Here is a 17,836-nt window from a genome sequence, read left to right as displayed (position 1 = left end):
AGCGGGCGCTTATTTGTCCGGTTCTGCGACCTGCTTGGCAAAGCGCAACAATGCCTATCAGACAATCCTTAAACATTGCGCCGCCTGGCCGACACTCAAGGTATCAACCGTTTTCGCAGGAGTGTCGGCATGAAGAGTAAATATGTTGCTATCGCTGCAGGGTTGCTGTTGGGTCTGAACGGGGCCTGCATGGCCGCCACGCCGGTTGCCCAGGGCGTGATCAATTTCACCGGCAGCATCGTCGAGTCGCCGTGCACGCCTTCGGCCCGGGCCGGTGCCTTGAACCTCAGCGATTGCCCGGCCCAGGCCCGGGGTACCCGCATCGAGCTGCAGCAGGTCGTCCCGCAGGCTTCGGTCACTACGCCCGACCATGCGCCGGTCAACGTCAGGCTGGTGGCCGACAGCGGCACGGCCGGGCGTTACTACAACCAGCAGTACGCGCTGCTGGATGCTTCCGGCAAGGCCCTGAGTTCCGGCGCCTACCTGATTACCCTGACCACGCCTTAAGGCTTGGGCGTAAGGGCGTTTGAGAATTGTCTTAGAGTCTCTGCACACGACCAACGGTAACCTTGCCAGTACTTCAGCGAGTCGCAGCGTTTATAAAGACTCGCGGAGCCCATCTGTCAGGTTTACCGAATGTCAAACATAGCATTGCGCATAGTGATCGCTGATCGGCAGCAGGATCAGCGAAGCAAGATAGAAAACATGCTCAACCGCCTGGGGTACAGCCGCGTTGCCCACTTGAGTAGCTTTCAAGCGTTGCAAGCCGCGACCCGGGCGCAGGGCACACCCTTCGACCTGTTGATCGTCAACACGGTGCTGGTGCCTTCCCGGCAGTTCAACCTGTTGAAGTTCTGCCACGACAACCCGCGCATCCGCCATGCGCTGATCTATGAAGGGCAACGTGCCGATTGCTTGCGGGTCTCGGTGCCGGTCAATGCCAGGATTCAACTGTGCCTGTCGCCGGCACCGGACCTCGACTCGATCAAGCGCTGCCTGCACAGTGTCGATCCGCTGTTTGCGCATTAATCAGCGCGCCCACCCCCTGCACCCGCTTGGATTTTCAAACGCCAACTGGTAGCGTGCAGCACCTCGCTGTATTGCCCGATCCCTTTCGTCATCGTTGCCTGTCCAGGGCCGACGTACACGAGTACCCGTTGGCCCGTTCAAGGGCGCCGGCGCAGGGCGCATCGGGCGATGCACAGTCATTCGCAAATGGAGTTCACAATGACGCAGAACAGCACCGTGCTGTCCGGAATCCAGCTGGATCAATTCATCGACCGTCTAGAGGTCGAACATCAGGAACACGGTGACGACCACGTGCTGGGCCTGCTGCGCGCCCAGCCGCTCAAGGCAGCCTCGCTGGAATCGATCGACCGTCTGCACGTGCTGTGGGTCAACGCCGGAGACGCCGACGCCTCCAGGGCGGTGCTGGCCGACGACGGCCAGGCGCTGATCGAGGCGACGCCAGAAGAGGCGCGCAACGAACTCAAGGTCAACCTGCTGATCTACCAGCTGCGCCTGTGCAACTACCTCAAAGACGAGCAAGGCCTGCTGCAGGCCCTCGACGCCCTGCAGCAACTGAGCAACGAGTCGCTGGCGTTCGATATCGAACAGTACCGGCGCTACCGCATTTTTGACGATCTGCAGCACACCACCCTCGACGTCGCCCTCAAGGCCATCGAGGTGCGTCACACCCTGGCGTTGATCAACCCCGGCCGCCATGCCTTGCGGGCCTGGGACGATGCCGACCAGCACCGGCGCCGGGCGCGGGTGCTGGCTGCCCACGAACGTGACGAAGAGGCTCGCGAAGCGGCGCTGGCGGCAATTACCGCGTTGCGCACCGCCGCTGCTGACCAGGACGTCGACGGCAACGACTGGCTGTGGCTGGGCGATGCGCTGATCGAAATCGTGCCGCTGCGCCTGGCGATGTTCGAGCAACCTGTAGTGCAGTTGATCGCCGAGCTGTCGCTGCCCCAGCGCCGCGAGTGGGAAGTGCGCCTGGCGCGCCTGGCGGCGCGCTCATTGAAGGCCCAGGGCGACCTGCCCGGCGCCTTGAAAATCTGTGAAGTGGCGACCCTGGAACTGGACTCCAGCGGCAGTGACAACTTTGTCGAATTCCACTTGCCCTGGTTGCTTGAAAACGGTCAGATCGACGACGCCGGGCAGCGTGCATTCATGGAGATCTATGGCGTTCGCAGCCAGATGTGGCCGGGCACTGCCTACTGGGTACACGATCGCCTGCTCGATGCCGAGGACCAGTCGCCATGGTGGCCGCTGTGCGTGATGCGCGCCTGTGATGATCAAAAGGTCTTGGAGCGGTTTGTTTCCGGGCTGCCATGGCGCGACGAGTCGACGCCGTCCATGGGCCCGCTGCTCGATGCGCTGCATGCTGCCCGCGATGACCTTGAGCAGCTCGATAACGTTTTCGCCCAGGCCCTGGAAGAAGCCCGCCGCCGCGCGCCGAACCACCCCTGGATCAACCGCCTGCTGGCAGTGCGTGAACGCCAGGCCGGGCGCATTGACGCCAACACTGAACTTACGATGCTGCGCGAGGCCGTTTCGGCCGGCAATATGCAAGACCACCGTAGCGCCTACAGCCTGTTCAGCGCCCATGCCAGTGTGTTCGGCATTGTCGATGCCTTGCGCCAACCGCTGCCGACAATGGCCGGTGGCATGAACTATTACAGTTTCGCTTGCAACATCGACGACCTGGTCGAGGTGGAAGTCGAGAAGCTCTCGAGCGAGGAAGCAGATCAGGCCTGGTCGTTGTTGCGCGAAGTACAAAAGCTGGCCTACGAACGCGGCCAGGCGCGCATGGAGCAATGCTTCGCCACCGGTCGCGGGCATCGTTACGATGCCTGTGTGCACATGTACTCGATGCTCTGCAACAACCTGGCGATCAACTACCGCTGCTACAACGACCAGCGCATGTATGAGCAGGCCCTGGAGCTGCATGCCCGTGGCATTGCCGCCAGTCCGTTCGCAGAACACTATCATGGCACCCTGCAAAACCGCATTGAGCTGGGGGATGACGCGGGCATCGCCGAAGCCGCCGAACAGCTCTGGCACTTCGCCGCCGACTATGGCTACAGCCGCCACGACCCCGAAGAGTACCTGTTCGAAGTCAGCCGGGCCCTGTACCGCCTGGACCGCGAACGCGAAATCCTGATCTGGCTTGAGCGCGTGCTCAAATGGCAGCAAGAGCAAGGAGTCGCCGACAAGGACCTGGAAATCTCGCAACTGTTCGCGCGGATAAAAGTGGCCACGTACCTGTCGTACAACCTGCCGGAGGCCGCCACCAGCCTGTGGCTGCGCTACGCGCCCTATGTCAACGAAGGTGACATCGCCAGCCTGCTGGGCTGCTCCGGCGATGTGCTCAAGGGCCTGGGGCGCAAGGAAGAGGCCATCGCCTACTACCAGCGCTCGATCCTGCGCAGTGATCCGGACAACGCTATCGACCAGAGCAACAATGAAATCTTCAGCCAGAGCATCGCCGAGCTGCAGGCCGTTGAAAAACCGGCTGGCAAGGCCTGGTGGCAGATATGGAAGTGACACCGGAGCTGCGACAGTCCGGTTACGCCCCGCGCAACGCACTCAATGCCGATCAACTCAAGCGCGCCATTGCCGAGCGCAGCAAGGCCCGTGGTGATGCGCCAGAGGTGGGCAAATGGTTGCTCAACCATTTCTACCGGCACCTGGTCGGCAACTTCGAGCCGGCGCGGCCGATCCTGACCCTGGAGCAGGCGGTCGAGGCGCTGGGGGCCGAACCGCCGGCGTGGGTGGCCAGGCACTTGGGCGACGCCGGCAAACAGTCGCAGCAGGCGCCGCTGGTCTGGATCGATCCGCAGCAGGCACCACTGCTGGCCGAGGAGGCCTTGCTGGTGGAGTTCCTGACCTCGCGCCAGGGCACCGCGCTGGCTGGCAAGCTCGATCGCATCAACTGCCCGCAGGCGCTGGCGCTGTGGCACAAGGAGCATGCGCAGATGGCCGCGCGGGTCGAGCAGGGCTGGCGCCAGAGCCAGCCCGAGGCCTTGCTCACGCGGGTGACCACTGCTGAGCACGTACTGCAGGAGCTGCGCCCCGAGAGCCCTTTGCTGCGCGCCGAGATGGCCTTTGAAAGCTACGTGATGCGCCACTGCCTGGGCCAGTTCGCCGATCGCCGCGCCCTCACCGGCGGCTACGGCGAGCGCTATGCCGAAGCGGTGGAGCAGCGGCGCATGCGCGTGTTGAGTTTTCGCGACGGCCAGGGCCAGCCACACATCACCATCAGCCTGATCGTTCAGGCCGACGGCACCTTGACCGTCGAGCAGGTCAAGGGCAAGCAGAACCGGCCGCCGGTCGAGCGTTATTACCAGGACTTGCTGCAGTGCCTGAATGCCCTGGGCACCGACCAGCAGACGCCCGCCGACTGCATCGCCATCGGCATCGTACGCACCGAGGCCGGTTGGCTGCGCATCGAAGAGGTCAGCGACCCGACCGCGCAGACCCGCCTGGTGGCGCGCTATCCGCAGCTGTACGAGCGCCTCGAAGCGCCTTCGGCCATGGTCGAGTGGCTGGTGGCCGGGCGTCAGCCGCAGCAGTTCTTGCAGGCTGGCCCGCAAGCGGTGTCGGTCAAGTACGCCACCCGGCATATCGTCAGCAAGCGCGCTGAGCGTCAGCTCAATGATCCGCTGTACCAGACCGAAGGCGTGCCATGGCCGGACATGACGCCGGCCGAGGGTGAGGAAATCCAGGCCTGGCAGGCCCGGGCAAGGTAAGGAGAAACGCATGTTTTTACTGATCGCGGCTGTTGTTTCAGCCTGGTTGTTGTGGCGGGCATTGCGACCGCGCGGCACCGCGCCGTTGTTCAGCCAGCGCAAACACTGGTCGCTGTTGCTGGCCAGGCCCATGGCCGATGCGATGGGCGTCGAGGGCTTCTACTCGCCGGCCTGCGATCACTTCAACGAGCAAGCGCAGAAGATCGTGCGGGCAGCGTTGCTGCACCAGGCCGGGGTTCGCAGCAACTGCGATGACGAGGCCGTGCGTGCGCACTTGCGCGCGAGCCTCGAACAGCAATGGTACAGCCTCGACCTGCAGGCGCTGACGGCCAGCGATGAGCCGCGTGCGGCCATGGCCTTTGCCTGTGCGCGGGTGGCGTTTGTGGCCCGTTGTGCGCTGCTGATGCGCTGGCTCGAGCCTGACCTTGCCTGGCGTGTGCTGCTGCTCAATGCGCAGCGGGCGCAGGACTGTTTCGACAGTTGGGAAGATTTCGGCAAAGCCTATAAACTGGGGCGCGAGCAGTGGGTCGCGGCGTTTCGCGTCGACTCGCTGGGCGAAGCGTTCCACGAGCAGCATCTGCGCCAGTTGCTGGCCCCTGGCAGCGGTGCCTGGGCCGATATCCCCTGGCATACGCCCGCGGCGTTGAGCCCGGCGCCGGCGAGGTAACTGCGCGACTGTTGGTTCCAGCATCCCAGAGGGGCATTGCGATGATCGGCTTCACCTTTCGCCAGTTGGAGTATTTCGTCGCCGCCGCCGAGCAGGGCAGTGTCAGTGCTGCGGCGCGCACCAAGCATATTTCCCAGCCGTCGGTGTCGCTGGCGCTGTCGCAGCTGGAGGCGAGCCTGGGCGAGAAGCTCTTTCATCGCCAGGTCAGCCGTGGCCTGGAGCTGACCCCGGCCGGGCGCAAGCTGCTCGAACAGGCGCGCGACATGCTCAACCTGGCCTCGGCCATCAGCGGCAAGGGCGAGCAGCAACAGGTGGTGCGCGGGAGCCTGAGCCTGATCTGCTTCCAGGACCTGGGGCCCTATTACGCGCCGCGCTTGCTGAGCGGCTTTCGCCGGCGCCATCCGGAAGTCACCATCACCTTGTTCGAGGCCGATCTTGCCGAGGTCAACCGGCGCCTTGCCGATGGCAAGGCGGAGCTGGCGCTGACCTATGACGTGGGGCTCGATGCGCCGATCGAAAAGCGCGTGCTGGCGCAGCTGACGCCTTATGCCCTGCTGCCGGCCGACCACCCGCTGGCGTTGCAGGAGCGGGTATCGCTGGTGGACCTGGCCACGGAGTGTTTGATTCTCGAAGACATCGCCCGGACCCGCGAATACTTTCTTTCGCTGTTCTGGGCCCATGACCTGCAACCGGCCAGCCTGCAACTGACCCAGACTTTCGAGATGCAGCGCGGGCTGGTCGCCCATGGCTATGGCGTGGCGCTGTCTTGCACCCGGCCGGTGGCCGATTGCAGCTACGACGGCCAGCCGCTGGCCTGCCGGCCCCTGCTGGAAACGGTCAGCCCGCAGCCGGTGGTGCTGGCCCAGTCCAGTGCCATGCGCCCGTCACCGGCGGCGCAGGCCTTCCTCGACTGGGCCAGCGAGCAGCTGGCGACCTGATCAGTTACCCGGCGAACCGGCCAACCTGACCTGCGGTTGGCGGGCGACGAACAGCCAGTAGCCCAGTGACAGCAGGGCCAGCCAGCCGATGCCCACGTACAGGGCCATGCGCGTGTCGGGGAACCAGGCCAGCACGCCGAAGATGAACAGCATGAACACCACCGCGCAGGCCGGGCCGACCGGCCAGAACGGCACCGGGAAGTGCAGCCTTGCCACCTCGTCGGCGCTCATGCCGCGGCGCATGACGATCTGCGACAGCAGGATCATCAGCCACACCCAGACGATCGAAAAGGTCACCACCGCCGCGAGGATCAGGAACAGGTTGTCCGGCGCCAGGTAGTTGAGCACCACCCCCAGCAGCAGGGCCACGGCCATCACCACCACGGTCATCCACGGCACACCGAAGCGCGACAGCTGGGCGAAGCTGGCCGGTGCCTGGCCGTTGTGGGCCATGCCGTACATCATCCGCCCGGCGCTGAAGATGTCGCTGTTGATCGCCGACACCGCCGCCGAAATCACCACGATGTTCAGCAGCGTCGCCGCCGAGCCAATGCCCAGGCCGCTGAAAATCTGCACGAAGGGGCTACCTTCGCTGCCGATCTTCGACCAGGGGTAGATCGACATCAGCACCAACAGGGTGAACACGTAGAACAGCAGGATGCGCAGCGGTACCGAGTTGATCGCCCGGGGAATCACCCGCTGCGGGTCCTTGGCTTCGCCGGCGGTGATGCCGATCATCTCGACGCCGCCGAAGGCGAACATCACCACGGTGAACGAGGCGATCATGCCGCCTACGCCGTTGGGGAAGAAGCCGCCATGGCTCCACAGGTTGCTCACCGCCGCCAGGGGCTCGCCGGCGCCGCCCAGCTGGATGCCGAACATCAGCACGGCGGCGCCGGCAAGGATCATCGAGACGATGGCGGTGACTTTCAGCAGCGACAGCCAGAACTCCAGTTCGCCAAACACCCGCACGCTGCACAGGTTCAGCGCGCCGATGAAGAAGACGATGCCCAGCACCCAGATCCAGCGCGGCGTGTCGGGGAACCAGAAGCTCATGTAAACGCCGAAGGCGGTGACATCCGCCAGGCACACCACCAGCATCGAGAAGGCGTAGCTCCAGCCGGTGAGAAAACCGGCAAAGCGCCCCAGGTACTGGCTGGCGTATTGCCCGAAGGAGCCGGACACCGGGTTGCGCACGGCCATCTCGCCGAGGGCGCGCATCATCATGTAGATCGCCGCGCCACCGATCAGGTAGGCGAGCAACACCGAAGGGCCGGCCAGTTTGATGGCCGCTGCAGAGCCATAGAAAAGCCCGGTGCCGATGGCAGAACCGAGCGCCATGAAGCGAATGTGGCGGGTACTCAGACCGCGCCGCAAGGCGGTGCTGTTTTCGTTCATCCCAGGTAACTCCTCGTTGTTCTTATTCTTGGATAGCAAGGCGCCGTAGGACACAGGCAGGGCCATTAACCGGCCAAAGGCGGCGGGCTGACAACCGTCGCGCCATACAGATTGCCTATAGTGGCGCATAGGTAATCTGTGGTTTACCGGCTGCGCGCGGGCGCCCAATACTTTTGTCATTACAACAAGAGAGGTGGTCTGCGATGAATGCCGATATCGAACAGTTCCAGCGTGACGGTGCAGTGGTCTTGCGTGGCGTGTTCCGCGACTGGATCGAACCGCTGCGCGAAGGTTTTGAACAGAACCTGGCCGCGCCCAGCGCCTTTGCCATCGAGAACGTCGGCAGTGGCGAAGGCGGGCGCTTCTTCGAGGATTACTGCAACTGGCAACGCATCCCGGCATTCAAGGACTTCGTGCTCAACTCGCCCGCTGCGGCGCTTGCCGGGGCGCTGATGCAGTCGCGGCAAGTGCAGGTGTTCCATGAACACATCCTGGTCAAGGAGCCGGGTACCTCCAAGCCCACGCCCTGGCACCAGGACCTGCCGTACTACTGCGTCGACGGCCTGCAAACCGCCAGCTACTGGATACCGCTGGACCCGGTCACCCGCCACAACACCCTGAGCGTGGTCCTCGGCTCCCATCGCTGGCCCAAGCCGGTTCGGCCCAAGAGCTGGGCCAGCAACAAGGATTTCTATGGCGCCACCGATGCCGGCTCCGGTGAAAGCCTGTTCATGGACATGCCGGACGTGGAGAACGGCGAGTATCAGATTCTTTCGCCGGAGCTTGAGCCAGGTGATGCGGTGGTGTTCGATTTTCGTACCGTGCATGGCGCCGCCGGCAACAACGGCAGCAACCGCCGCCGAGCCTTCTCGACGCGCTTCATGGGTGATGACGTGCGCTATATCCAGCGGCCCGGCCGGACCTCACCGCCGTTTCCGGGGATTGATCTGAAGAGCGGCGATCGCATGCGCGAGGACTGGTTTCCGGTGGTGTGGGCGCGGTCTTAAGGGGGGGCTGGCAGGAGCGAGCTTGCCTGGCGATGCGATGTGGCAGGTAGATCGCTATCGCGGGTCAAGCCCGCTCCCACAGGTATTGCGGGTTACTTAAGATGGGCGACGATCTCGTCCTTGATCTTCAGGCGTTCCTTGCGTAGCCGGGTGACGGTGTCATCGGCGGCGCTACTGTTCTCGGCAGCGACGACTTCGGCGTCTTTGCGGTTGTACGCTTCATGCAACTGACTCAGCCGTGGATTGCTCTGTTGCTTCTCGAGGAACTGCTCAGGGGTCAGACCCACGTCTGCGTACAAATCGTGCTTGACCGACATCTTTTCACCTCTCCGGGGTTTGTGGGGTGGAAGTCATGAACTTAGAGGATAGTCGGCTTTGCCGGGTTTCGCGGCTGGGGTAGTCTGTTGCAACATTTGCCCTGCCCAGGACTCCGTGCAATGCCTCATCTTCATGTGGAATACAGCGACAACCTGAAAAACCTCGAGGTCGACCGCCTGTTGCTGCGCCTTAACCACGCCCTGGTCGGTAGTGGCCAGTTTGCCGAAGAGCTAGACATCAAGAGCCGCGCCGTGGCCCTGGGCAGTTTTCGCGTGGGCGTGGCGCCGGTAGAGCGTGCGTTCGCCCACATCAAGCTGGCGATCCTCAGCGGCCGTTCGGCCGAGATCAAACGCCAGCTGTCGGCGAGCCTGCTGGAGGTGCTCAAGGAGGCCGTGCCAGGCACGCCGGAGCTGGACATCCAGCTGTGCGTCGAGGTAATTGATATTGATCGCGATTCCTATTCAAAGGTGCACCTGCCGGGGTAAACAGGCTGGTGCCTGAACACACGCTGAACGTAATACTTAAATAGACGCCAAGCGACTATTTGTTGGCGTCTTTTTCACAAAAAATTGATGACTGGCTACTTAAAGTTCGGGCTGTTTCCAGGTAGTGCCGCAACGGCACTGTTCCCGACGTTTAAATAAGCGAACCATCATGTTCAAGGTCAAACCCCTGCGGGCCGAATGGGTCACGTTGATTGCCAGCCTGTACCTGTTGATCGGCTTCAACTCGTTATTGTGGCAACACCTGGCCTCGGTGCTTGCCACCGATGCCCACGGCCTGCTGCTGCGCGCGGCCTTTGGGGTGATGATCCTCTGTGCGTTCAACCTGGTATTGACCCTGCTGGCCTTCAGGCCGCTGCTCAAACCGCTGCTGATTACCTTGTTCATGGTCAGTGCCGCAGTGGCGTACTTCATGAGCCAGTACGGGGTAATGATCGATGTCGGCATGCTGCGCAATGCCATGGAGACGAATGCCACGGAAGTGCGTGACCTGCTCTCGATTAAACTTTTTTTATATATAACGTTTTTAGGTGTCTTGCCTTCTTTGTTGTTGTACAAGACGCCGGTTTTATACCGTAACTGGGTCCGTGAATTGTTCGGCAAGTTACTCGCCAGTGTCGCCTGTGTTGTGGTGCTGGGCGCCGTCGCGCTGATCAACTACCAGGGCCTGGCTTCGCTGTTTCGCAATCACCATGAAATCCGCCTGCTGCTGGTGCCGAGCAATGTTGTCGGCGCCTCCCTGGGCTATGTCGGCGAGCGCGTTGGCAGCGCCGCCAAGCCGTTTCGCGCCATCGGCGAGGACGCCAGGCTCGACGTCGCCTGGCAGCAACGTACGCGCAAGTCGTTGACTGTGCTGGTGGTCGGCGAGAGCGCGCGGGCGCCGAACTTCGGGGTGCTCGGCTATGGCCGTGACACCACACCGCAACTGAGCCAGGAAAAGGGCCTGATCGCCTTCACCGACGTGCACTCCTGCGGCACCGAAACCGCCGTGTCGGTGCCGTGCATGTTCTCCGGCTTCACCCGCAAGGATTACGACGCCAGCACCGCAAAAAACCAGGAAGGCCTGCTCGATGTGCTGCAGCGGGCAGGGCTGGCGGTGCGCTGGCGTGATAACCAGTCTGGCTGCAAGGGCACTTGCGACCGGGTGGTGTTCGAGGATGTCAGCAACCTCAAGGACCCGGCGCTGTGCGCCGATGACGAGTGCCGCGACGAGATCCTGCTCAAGGGGCTGGACGGCTTCATCGATAACCTGCAACAGGACACCGTGCTGGTCCTGCACCAGATGGGCAGCCACGGGCCGGACTACTACAAGCGTTACCCCAAAGCGTACGAGCGCTTCACTCCGGTGTGCCGCAGCAACGCCCTCAACCAGTGCAGCCAGGAGAGCATCGTCAACGCCTATGACAACACTCTGGTGTACACCGACCATGTCCTCGCTTCGCTGATCGACCTCTTGCGCAGCAAGCAGGACAAGGTCGACACCGCCATGCTGTACCTCTCCGACCACGGCGAATCGCTCGGTGAGTACAACCTGTACCTGCATGGCACGCCGTACATGCTGGCGCCGGAGCAGCAAAAACACGTGCCGCTGCTGGCGTGGTTCTCCGACAGTTACAAGGCCAGCTTCGGCGTCGACAGCGACTGCCTGCAGAAGGCCCGTAATCAACCGCTGAGCCAGGACAATCTGTTCCATTCCATGCTCGGCCTGCTGCAGGTGCACACCGCCCTGTACAAGCCGCAGCTGGACCTGTTCGCCAGTTGCCGGCCGATGTTGGCCCGGCACTGATCACAGGCGCGGTAGCGGCGGCAGGGATAGCGGTCGAGTGGTTTCCCGACGATGGCCTGCGCCGTATATACTGCGCGCCATTGTTTGTGGGAGAGCCTTGTGGCCATTGATATTCACTGGATTTGCGATGACCGCAGCCTGACAGAGCATTGCCAGCAGTGGCGCACGCTGCCCTTCGTGGCACTCGACACCGAGTTCATGCGGGTCGATACCTTTTATCCGAAAGCCGGTTTGATCCAGGTCGGCGACGGGGCACGGGCCTACCTGATCGATCCGCTGCGCATCGGCGACTGGCAGCCGCTGGCCGGCCTGCTCGAAGATCCGCAGGTGATCAAGGTCCTGCATGCCTGCAGCGAAGACCTCGAAGTGCTGTCGCGCCTGACCGGCAGCCTGCCGGCGCCGTTGTTCGACACCCAGCTGGCCGCCGGTTACCTCAACCTGGGCTTCTCCATGGGCTATTCGCGCCTGGTCCAGGAAGTGCTGGGCATTGACCTGCCCAAGGGTGAAACCCGCTCCGACTGGCTGCAACGCCCGCTGTCGGACACCCAGGTCAGCTACGCCGCCGAAGACGCCGTGCACCTGGCCGAACTGTACGAGCGCCTGCGCCCGCAATTGTCGGATGACAAGAACGCCTGGGTGCTTGAAGACGGCGCCGAACTGGTTGCCCAGCTGCGCCGCGAAACCGATCCCCTTGAGCTATACCGCGAAGCCAAGCTGGCCTGGAAGCTGTCGCGTGCGCAACTGGCGGTACTGCGCGAGCTGTGCGCCTGGCGCGAGCGCGAGGCGCGTGCGCGCGACCTGCCGCGCAACCGCATCGTGCGTGAAAACGCCTTGTGGCCGATGGCCCGCACCCAGCCCGACTCGCTGTCGGCGCTGGCCAAGATCGAAGACATGCACCCGCGCACCATTCGTCAGGATGGCGAGTTTTTGCTCGGCCTGATCAAGCAGGCCGCCAGTCTGCCGCCAGAGCAATGGCCGCCAGCGGTGCCCGAGCCGCTGCCGATCGAAGCCTCGGCGCTGCTCAAGCAACTGCGCGCCATCGGCCAGGCCGAGGCCGAGCGCCTGAACATCGCCCCCGAGCTGATGCTGCGCAAGAAAACCCTGGAACTGCTGCTCAAGAGCGGCTACCCCAACGGACCCTATCAACTCCCCGAGTCGCTGCGCGGCTGGCGCCGTGAGCGCATGGGGCAGGCGCTGCTTGATTGCCTGGCGGGCGCCGGAGACCAACCATGAAACGTATCTGCTCGATCTACAAGAGCCCGCGCAAGAACGAAATGTACCTGTACGTGCTCAAGGCCGACGGCCTGGAGCGCGTGCCCGAAGGCCTGCTGCCGTTCTTTGGCAAGCCCGTGCATGCCTTCGACCTGGTCCTGAGCCCGGAGCGCCAGCTGGCCCGCGAAGATATTGCCAAGGTCCTGGAAAACCTCGAACAGCAGGGTTACCACCTGCAAATGCCACCGGCCGAGGACGAGTACATCGAGCACCTGCCAGAAGAGCTGCTGCGTCGCAACGACCCGGTCTGATCCCCCTCTTTGTCGCGCCGCCAGCCCCTGGCGGCTTGCGCCGTTACCCAAGGTTGCAATGAACATGCGTGTTTTGATCGCTGAACAGGATCATGCCCTCTACGCTCGGCTGTTGCGCGAGATGGCACCGGACCTGGAGGTCCTGAACAGTGGCGATTCGGCCGAGCTTGCGCGGATGGCCGCCGCCAGCCCGGTGTGGCTGGGCCAGCCGGACCTGCTGGCGACCTTGCTGCGCCAGGGTCATCAGCCGCAGTGGCTGCAGTCGACCTGGGCCGGCATCACCCCGCTGCTGGCAGACGGCCTGCAGCGCGACTACCGCCTGACCCGGGCGGTGGGCATCTTTGGCCAGGTCATGGCCGAGTATGTGCTCACCTACATGCTTGGCCACGAGCGCGAGGTACTGGCGCGCCTGGTCAGCCAGGTCGAGCGCAAGTGGGATGACCGCCCCGGACGCAGCCTGCAAGGGCGCCGGGCGCTGATCGTCGGCACCGGTGATATCGGCCAGCAGGTGGCGCAGTTTCTGGTTCCGTTTGGCGTGCAGTTGTACGGCATCGCCAGCCAGCCGCGTGAGCAGGCGCCGTTTATCGAAGTGGCCGGCCTTGACGACCTGGGCCGTCTGGTCGGCGAGGTCGATTATGTCATCAACCTGCTGCCCGATACCCCGGCAACCCATGACCTGTACGACGCCGCGTTGTTTCAGCGCTTCAACCCCGAGGCGCTGTTCATCAATGCCGGGCGCGGTGTGGCGGTGGTCGATGGCGACCTCGTCGAGGCTTTGAAGAAAGGCCATCTGGCCGGTGCGGTGATCGATGTCTGTCGGCAGGAGCCGCTGCCCCAGCGCCATCCGTTCTGGACCGCCTGGGGCTTGCTGCTGACCGGGCACAGCTCGGCACCGACATCGCCTTCGGCGATGGTGCGCTTGTTTGTCGAGAACTTGCGGGCGTATCAGGCGGGTCAAGGGCTGCGCGGGGAAGTGGACTTTCAGCGCGGCTATTAAACGTCTCGACTTGACCCGCGAAACCCATCAAAGGCTGAAATCACCCTCAGCCGCCAACTCGCTCAACGGCCGCCGCGAGCTCGGCACTTCCCGCGCCTGCAAGCCTTCGGCCAGGGTCGACTTGTCGCCCAGCTTGCCGATCGCCACTGCCGCGTGCAGGGCGTAGCCTTCGGGGATCTTCAGCTCCTTGCGGGTCAGTTCCTGGTCGAAACCGGCCATGCCATGGGTGTGCCAGCCGCTCAGGCTCGCCTGCAACGCCAGATGTCCCTAGGCCGAGCCGGTGTCGAAGGTGTGCCACAGGGCCGGGGTTTCTTCGCTGGCGCCCGGCGCGGTGAAGCTGGTTTTGGAAATGATGATCACCAGCGCCGAGGCGTGCTGGGCCCAGCTGCGGTTGAACTCGTTGAGCAGAACAAGGAAGCGTTCCCAGTTCGGCGTATCGCGGCGGGCATAGAGGAAGCGCCAGGGCTGCGAGTTGTAGGCCGAAGGTGCCCAGCGTGCGGCTTCAAGGAAGCTCAGCAGGGTGGTCTGGTCGATCGGCTCGGCGGTGAAGGCGCGCGGCGACCAGCGCTGGATGAACTGTTCGTTGATGGCATGATCGGCAACGCGAGGATTTGCACTCATCAATAGTTCCTGAAGTTGGGTAGGTGACCGCTGGTCAAACTACTGTGTCATATGAGCGCTGACAAGCGGTCTGGCAATGGCCGGTGACAGGCCCTAGACTGGCGCCGCCGCGCCGCCGCATACGAATTGAAACAGGACACCCGCGACATGACTGCCAACGCCAATCCATTCTGGATGCGTAAAACCCTCGAGCAACTCGACCCGCAAGAGTGGGAGTCGCTGTGTGACGGCTGTGGCCTGTGCTGCCTGCAAAAGCTTGAAGATGAAGACGACAACAGCGTCTATTACACGCGTATCGCCTGCAAGTTGCTGGACCTCAAGACCTGCCAGTGCAGCGATTACCCGCAGCGGATGCAGATCGTACCCGACTGCATCCAGCTCACGCCGGGCAAGGCCGACCAGTTCAAATGGCTGCCGACCACCTGCGGTTACCGCCTGGTCAGCGAGGGCAAGGATCTGCCCGACTGGCATCACCTGGTGTGTGGCGACCGCGAGCAGGTGCACAAGCAACGGATTTCACAATCCGGGCGCATGCTCAGCGAAGACAGCGTCGATGAAGACGACTGGGAAGACTATCTGATTTTCCGCGCCGGCTGAGCCTCGCAGAGGGTTGTCGGAGATCGCGTTTGGCGGAACAAGGAGTTTCTGTATGCGTGTGCGTTGCCATGGGTGGCTGGTGCTGGGCCTGCTGGCCAGTTCGCCGGCCTGGGCGAAAAAAGTCGATCTGGATTACCACGTGCGCTTGCTGCCAGAAAGCGAGCAGGCCGAAGTGCGCCTCACCCTGGCCGATGGCGCCAGCGTGCGCAGCCTGGACTTCGACCTGGGCAAGGACGGCGCCTACAGCGAGTTCAAGGCCGACGGTCAGTGGCAACTGCAGGGCGACGATCAGCGTGGCCACTGGCAACCGGCGCCGGGCAAAAGCCAGCTCACCTACAAGGTACGCCTGAGCCAGCGGCTCAAGGGCGGCGCTTATGAAACCCGCATGACCCCGGACTGGGCGCTGTTTCGCGGCGATGACCTGGTGCCGCCGGCACGCCTGGACCAGCACGACGGCACCGAACTGGTGGCACGCCTGAGCTTCGAGCTGCCCAAGGGCTGGAAAAGCGTCGAGACGCCGTGGCCGCGCATCGGCAAGCAGCGTTTTCGCATCGACAACGTTTCGCGCCTGTTCGACCGCCCGACCGGCTGGATGCTCGCCGGCACCGTCGGCACCCGCCGCGCGCGCCTGGGCGAAACCGAAGTCAGTGTCGCCGCACCCCAAGGCCAGGGCATGCGCCGGCTGGACAACCTGACCCTGCTGACCTTCGTCTGGCCACAGCTGCAGGCAGTGTTCCCGCGCAACCCGCCCAAGCTGTTGCTGGTGGGGGCCCGCGATGAACTGTGGCGCGGCGCTCGCGCCGGGCACAACTCCATCTACCTGCACAGCAGCCGTCCGTTGGTCGCTGAGAACGGCTCAAGCCCGGTGCTGCGCGAGCTGGTGCATGTGTTTGCGCAAATCAATGATCGCGAGGCCAGCGACTGGATCAGCGAAAGCCTGGCCGAGTACTACGCCAGCGAACTGCTGCGCCGCGCCGGCGGCATGACCGACGAGCGTTACCAGGCCCTGCAGGCGAGCCTTGAACGCAGTGGCAAGAAGGTCAGCAGCTTGCGCGGCGAGCAGGTCGACAGCGCGGTGATCGCCCGTGGCGTGCTGCTGTTGCGCGCACTTGACCAGGAAATCCGCCTGCACACCCACAACCAGCGCTCACTGGACGATGTCACCCGGGCGATGATGCGCCTGAACAGCGTCAGCACCGCCGAGTTCATCCAGCTCAGCGAAAGCGTGCTGGGCAAGTCGTCCGAGGTGCTGCAGAGCAAGCTGCTGCGTTAAGGCTTGGGGTCATTGAGCGCGTCGTTGCCGGTCACCGTGGTGCCACGGGTAGCGGCTTCGGCGTTGGCCTTGAGCGCTTGCAGCTCGGCGCCGCTGCGTTCGATCTTGCTGCGGATGTTGTCCAGGTCGCTGCGGCCGCGCTCGATCAGGCTTTTCACCGAGCTGTGGCCGGTGATGCCACGGGCCAGGGCAACCCCGCCGATGGCCACCTGAATCAAGCCGAACAGGCCGCCACGGCGCAGGCCCTTGCCGACCATGATCACCCCGGTGGCAACCGAACCTGCGCGCTCCCAGCCGTGGACATTCTGATCGCTGGCCATATGCGCTGAATTGGCCGGGATAAGCGTCTGTTTCTCGGTCATGGTCATTCTCCAGTAGGGACGATGGTCTACAACAGACCGCCGGGCGGGGCGGGCTGTTCAGTCGGCTTACTTGAATTTCGGCCCGGAGCGGGTGTTCAGGCCCTTGGCCAGGCGGTCGTAGAGCACCACGTTGACGGTGGCGGCAAGGTTCATGCAACCGTTGGTCGGGATGTAGATGGTCTCTTCACACCAGGCCCGCACGCTCGGGTCGAGGGAGCCGTCTTCGGGGCCGAAGATATAGATCGCGCGGTCCGGGTGGGTGTACTCGGGCAGCGCCCGGGCGCCGTCGACCAGCTCTACCGCCACCGGCGTGCAGCCCAGGGGGATGATCTTCTGCAGGTCGTCGATACCGATCAGCGGAATGTCGTAGTGCACCCGCTTGGTGTCGGTGACGAAGTCGCGGGCGCGCTCATAGCGCTTGCCGGTGTAGAACACCGAGTTGACGCCGTAGCAACCCGCGGCGCGCATCACCGAACCGACGTTCTCTGCTGACTTGGGGTTGAACAGACCAATGCAGCTGTACCGTTTGTTCGCCACGTGCCGGGGCCCTTCGCAAAAAAGACGCGATTATACGGGCTTGCCGGCGACTGTGGGCGCTTCAGTCCTTTTTCAGCATCCCGGCCAGGGCCGCAAACGGATTGTGGGTGGCCTTGGCGATGCTCGGGCTGCTGGTCGAGCCTTCGCTGAAGTACTGCTGGTCGGTATAGCGCGAGTGCTCGTTGTCGTGACAGTACAGGCACAGCAGCTCCCAGTTGGAACCGTCCTGGGGGTTGTTGTCGTGGTTGTGGTCACGGTGGTGCACGGTCAGCTCGCTCAGGCGCTTGCCGGCGAACTCGCGGGCGCAGCGGCCACACACGTGCGGGTACATGCGCAGGGCCTTGTCACGGTAGCCCATTTCCTTGTCGCGCTTGGCGTCGGCGAGGATGCGGTCTAGCCGTGCGGTGGCGGCGGCAGAGGATGACGAACTCATGGGATTACCTTTTCTCGGGCTTGTTACGGTTATGCCTTGAAGTTTAGCCCGATGGCGGGCAATTCGGACAGGCAAACCGTGCGCGGTGGGAGTAGCCTGTAGCCAGGACCCTCAAG

At 63.5% G+C, this 17,836-nt stretch carries 19 protein-coding genes and 1 pseudogene; 14 read left to right on the top strand and 6 right to left on the bottom strand.

The window, feature by feature from the left end:
• The first annotated feature begins 129 nt into the window (after nucleotides 1–129).
• The 6 genes from JYG36_RS20715 (at nucleotide 130) to JYG36_RS20690 (ending at nucleotide 6,365) form a co-directional block, all read left to right on the top strand.
• Entirely contained in the window at nucleotides 130–507 is a 378-nt protein-coding gene (locus tag JYG36_RS20715; protein ID WP_093386285.1) for a type 2 periplasmic-binding domain-containing protein, read from the top strand.
• 198 nt (nucleotides 508–705) lie between these two features.
• Nucleotides 706–1,029: a chemotaxis protein CheY gene (locus tag JYG36_RS20710; RefSeq protein WP_249744373.1), complete on the top strand. Its 324-nt coding sequence runs from the start codon at nucleotides 706–708 to the stop codon at nucleotides 1,027–1,029.
• Nucleotides 1,030–1,227: 198 nt separating this feature from the next.
• A complete protein-coding gene (locus tag JYG36_RS20705) occupies nucleotides 1,228–3,555 on the top strand; it encodes a tetratricopeptide repeat protein (protein WP_213602147.1) in 2,328 nt (775 codons plus the stop codon).
• Nucleotides 3,546–4,760 carry a hypothetical protein gene (locus tag JYG36_RS20700; protein WP_093386275.1) on the top strand — a complete coding sequence of 405 codons (1,215 nt, stop codon included), beginning with the start codon at nucleotides 3,546–3,548 and terminating at the stop codon, nucleotides 4,758–4,760. Before JYG36_RS20705 ends, JYG36_RS20700 begins: the two co-directional genes overlap by 10 nt.
• Nucleotides 4,761–4,770: 10 nt before the next feature.
• Nucleotides 4,771–5,427: a DUF1266 domain-containing protein gene (locus JYG36_RS20695; protein WP_213602145.1), complete on the top strand. Its 657-nt coding sequence runs from the start codon at nucleotides 4,771–4,773 to the stop codon at nucleotides 5,425–5,427.
• 41 nt (nucleotides 5,428–5,468) lie between these two features.
• Nucleotides 5,469–6,365 (top strand): LysR substrate-binding domain-containing protein, encoded by an 897-nt coding sequence (locus tag JYG36_RS20690; protein ID WP_093386266.1) that lies wholly within the window; start codon nucleotides 5,469–5,471, stop codon nucleotides 6,363–6,365.
• Here the strand turns inward: JYG36_RS20690 and JYG36_RS20685 are convergent, their stop codons facing one another.
• On the bottom strand, nucleotides 6,366–7,763 hold the full coding sequence (locus tag JYG36_RS20685) for an L-histidine transporter HutT (RefSeq protein WP_213602143.1): 1,398 nt from the start codon (nucleotides 7,761–7,763) through the stop codon (nucleotides 6,366–6,368).
• Between the two features lie 203 nt (nucleotides 7,764–7,966).
• Here JYG36_RS20685 and JYG36_RS20680 point away from each other — a divergent pair, with 203 nt between their 5' ends.
• Nucleotides 7,967–8,770, top strand: coding sequence for a phytanoyl-CoA dioxygenase family protein (locus JYG36_RS20680; protein WP_093386256.1), 804 nt, complete (start codon nucleotides 7,967–7,969; stop codon nucleotides 8,768–8,770).
• A gap of 92 nt (nucleotides 8,771–8,862) precedes the next feature.
• Here the strand turns inward: JYG36_RS20680 and JYG36_RS20675 are convergent, their stop codons facing one another.
• Complete coding sequence (locus JYG36_RS20675) at nucleotides 8,863–9,087, bottom strand: HP1242/YdcH family protein (protein WP_093386251.1); 225 nt, start codon at nucleotides 9,085–9,087, stop codon at nucleotides 8,863–8,865.
• Nucleotides 9,088–9,207: 120 nt separating this feature from the next.
• On the opposite strand from JYG36_RS20675, the gene JYG36_RS20670 reads away from it, so the two are divergent.
• The 5 genes from JYG36_RS20670 (at nucleotide 9,208) to JYG36_RS20650 (ending at nucleotide 13,897) form a co-directional block, all read left to right on the top strand.
• Complete coding sequence (locus tag JYG36_RS20670) at nucleotides 9,208–9,573, top strand: 5-carboxymethyl-2-hydroxymuconate Delta-isomerase (RefSeq protein WP_093386246.1); 366 nt, start codon at nucleotides 9,208–9,210, stop codon at nucleotides 9,571–9,573.
• A gap of 169 nt (nucleotides 9,574–9,742) precedes the next feature.
• Entirely contained in the window at nucleotides 9,743–11,377 is a 1,635-nt protein-coding gene (locus JYG36_RS20665; RefSeq protein WP_213602141.1) for a phosphoethanolamine transferase, read from the top strand.
• 99 nt (nucleotides 11,378–11,476) lie between these two features.
• Complete coding sequence (gene rnd / locus JYG36_RS20660; protein ID WP_213602139.1) at nucleotides 11,477–12,610, top strand: ribonuclease D; 1,134 nt, start codon at nucleotides 11,477–11,479, stop codon at nucleotides 12,608–12,610.
• Nucleotides 12,607–12,900: a YcgL domain-containing protein gene (locus JYG36_RS20655; protein ID WP_045193483.1), complete on the top strand. Its 294-nt coding sequence runs from the start codon at nucleotides 12,607–12,609 to the stop codon at nucleotides 12,898–12,900. The genes rnd and JYG36_RS20655 overlap by 4 nt, the downstream gene beginning before the upstream one ends.
• Nucleotides 12,901–12,964: 64 nt before the next feature.
• A complete protein-coding gene (locus tag JYG36_RS20650; RefSeq protein WP_045193705.1) occupies nucleotides 12,965–13,897 on the top strand; it encodes a D-2-hydroxyacid dehydrogenase in 933 nt (310 codons plus the stop codon).
• A gap of 27 nt (nucleotides 13,898–13,924) precedes the next feature.
• On the opposite strand, the pseudogene JYG36_RS20645 reads toward JYG36_RS20650, so the two are convergent.
• A pseudogene (locus tag JYG36_RS20645) lies at nucleotides 13,925–14,518 on the bottom strand (nitroreductase family protein).
• A 147-nt stretch (nucleotides 14,519–14,665) separates the two neighbouring features.
• Between JYG36_RS20645 and JYG36_RS20640 the strand changes: the two are divergent.
• Together JYG36_RS20640 and JYG36_RS20635 are read left to right on the top strand one after the other, a co-directional pair.
• On the top strand, nucleotides 14,666–15,115 hold the full coding sequence (locus tag JYG36_RS20640; protein ID WP_045193480.1) for a YcgN family cysteine cluster protein: 450 nt from the start codon (nucleotides 14,666–14,668) through the stop codon (nucleotides 15,113–15,115).
• Between the two features lie 58 nt (nucleotides 15,116–15,173).
• Complete coding sequence (locus tag JYG36_RS20635) at nucleotides 15,174–16,388, top strand: hypothetical protein (protein ID WP_045193703.1); 1,215 nt, start codon at nucleotides 15,174–15,176, stop codon at nucleotides 16,386–16,388.
• Here JYG36_RS20635 and JYG36_RS20630 read toward each other — a convergent pair.
• The 3 genes from JYG36_RS20630 to JYG36_RS20620 form a co-directional block, all read right to left on the bottom strand.
• Complete coding sequence (locus tag JYG36_RS20630) at nucleotides 16,385–16,750, bottom strand: YgaP family membrane protein (RefSeq protein WP_093386224.1); 366 nt, start codon at nucleotides 16,748–16,750, stop codon at nucleotides 16,385–16,387. The genes JYG36_RS20635 and JYG36_RS20630 overlap by 4 nt on opposite strands.
• Nucleotides 16,751–16,816: 66 nt before the next feature.
• Entirely contained in the window at nucleotides 16,817–17,287 is a 471-nt protein-coding gene (locus tag JYG36_RS20625; RefSeq protein ID WP_093386219.1) for an RNA methyltransferase, read from the bottom strand.
• A gap of 61 nt (nucleotides 17,288–17,348) precedes the next feature.
• Nucleotides 17,349–17,720 (bottom strand): YajD family HNH nuclease, encoded by a 372-nt coding sequence (locus JYG36_RS20620; protein ID WP_038996595.1) that lies wholly within the window; start codon nucleotides 17,718–17,720, stop codon nucleotides 17,349–17,351.
• Nucleotides 17,721–17,836: the final 116 nt, after the last annotated feature.

The organism is Pseudomonas sp. SORT22 (genome assembly GCF_018417635.1).
Taxonomy (GTDB): Bacteria; Pseudomonadota; Gammaproteobacteria; order Pseudomonadales; family Pseudomonadaceae; genus Aquipseudomonas.
The sequence above is the reverse complement of the archived record's forward strand: the minus strand, read 5'-3'. Positions and strand labels throughout refer to the sequence as shown.

What these genes read in the sequence shown, in the direction of transcription:
- JYG36_RS20715 (WP_093386285.1), top strand. Translation starts at nt 130, where the DNA reads ATGAAGAGTAAATATGTTGCTATCGCTGCAGGGTTGCTGTTGGGTCTG.
- JYG36_RS20710 (WP_249744373.1), top strand. Translation starts at nt 706, where the DNA reads ATGCTCAACCGCCTGGGGTACAGCCGCGTTGCCCACTTGAGTAGCTTT.
- JYG36_RS20705 (WP_213602147.1), top strand. Translation starts at nt 1,228, where the DNA reads ATGACGCAGAACAGCACCGTGCTGTCCGGAATCCAGCTGGATCAATTC.
- JYG36_RS20700 (WP_093386275.1), top strand. Translation starts at nt 3,546, where the DNA reads ATGGAAGTGACACCGGAGCTGCGACAGTCCGGTTACGCCCCGCGCAAC.
- JYG36_RS20695 (WP_213602145.1), top strand. Translation starts at nt 4,771, where the DNA reads ATGTTTTTACTGATCGCGGCTGTTGTTTCAGCCTGGTTGTTGTGGCGG.
- JYG36_RS20690 (WP_093386266.1), top strand. Translation starts at nt 5,469, where the DNA reads ATGATCGGCTTCACCTTTCGCCAGTTGGAGTATTTCGTCGCCGCCGCC.
- JYG36_RS20685 (WP_213602143.1), bottom strand. Translation starts at nt 7,763, where the DNA reads ATGAACGAAAACAGCACCGCCTTGCGGCGCGGTCTGAGTACCCGCCAC.
- JYG36_RS20680 (WP_093386256.1), top strand. Translation starts at nt 7,967, where the DNA reads ATGAATGCCGATATCGAACAGTTCCAGCGTGACGGTGCAGTGGTCTTG.
- JYG36_RS20675 (WP_093386251.1), bottom strand. Translation starts at nt 9,087, where the DNA reads ATGTCGGTCAAGCACGATTTGTACGCAGACGTGGGTCTGACCCCTGAG.
- JYG36_RS20670 (WP_093386246.1), top strand. Translation starts at nt 9,208, where the DNA reads ATGCCTCATCTTCATGTGGAATACAGCGACAACCTGAAAAACCTCGAG.
- JYG36_RS20665 (WP_213602141.1), top strand. Translation starts at nt 9,743, where the DNA reads ATGTTCAAGGTCAAACCCCTGCGGGCCGAATGGGTCACGTTGATTGCC.
- JYG36_RS20655 (WP_045193483.1), top strand. Translation starts at nt 12,607, where the DNA reads ATGAAACGTATCTGCTCGATCTACAAGAGCCCGCGCAAGAACGAAATG.
- JYG36_RS20650 (WP_045193705.1), top strand. Translation starts at nt 12,965, where the DNA reads ATGCGTGTTTTGATCGCTGAACAGGATCATGCCCTCTACGCTCGGCTG.
- JYG36_RS20640 (WP_045193480.1), top strand. Translation starts at nt 14,666, where the DNA reads ATGACTGCCAACGCCAATCCATTCTGGATGCGTAAAACCCTCGAGCAA.
- JYG36_RS20630 (WP_093386224.1), bottom strand. Translation starts at nt 16,750, where the DNA reads ATGACCGAGAAACAGACGCTTATCCCGGCCAATTCAGCGCATATGGCC.
- JYG36_RS20620 (WP_038996595.1), bottom strand. Translation starts at nt 17,720, where the DNA reads ATGAGTTCGTCATCCTCTGCCGCCGCCACCGCACGGCTAGACCGCATC.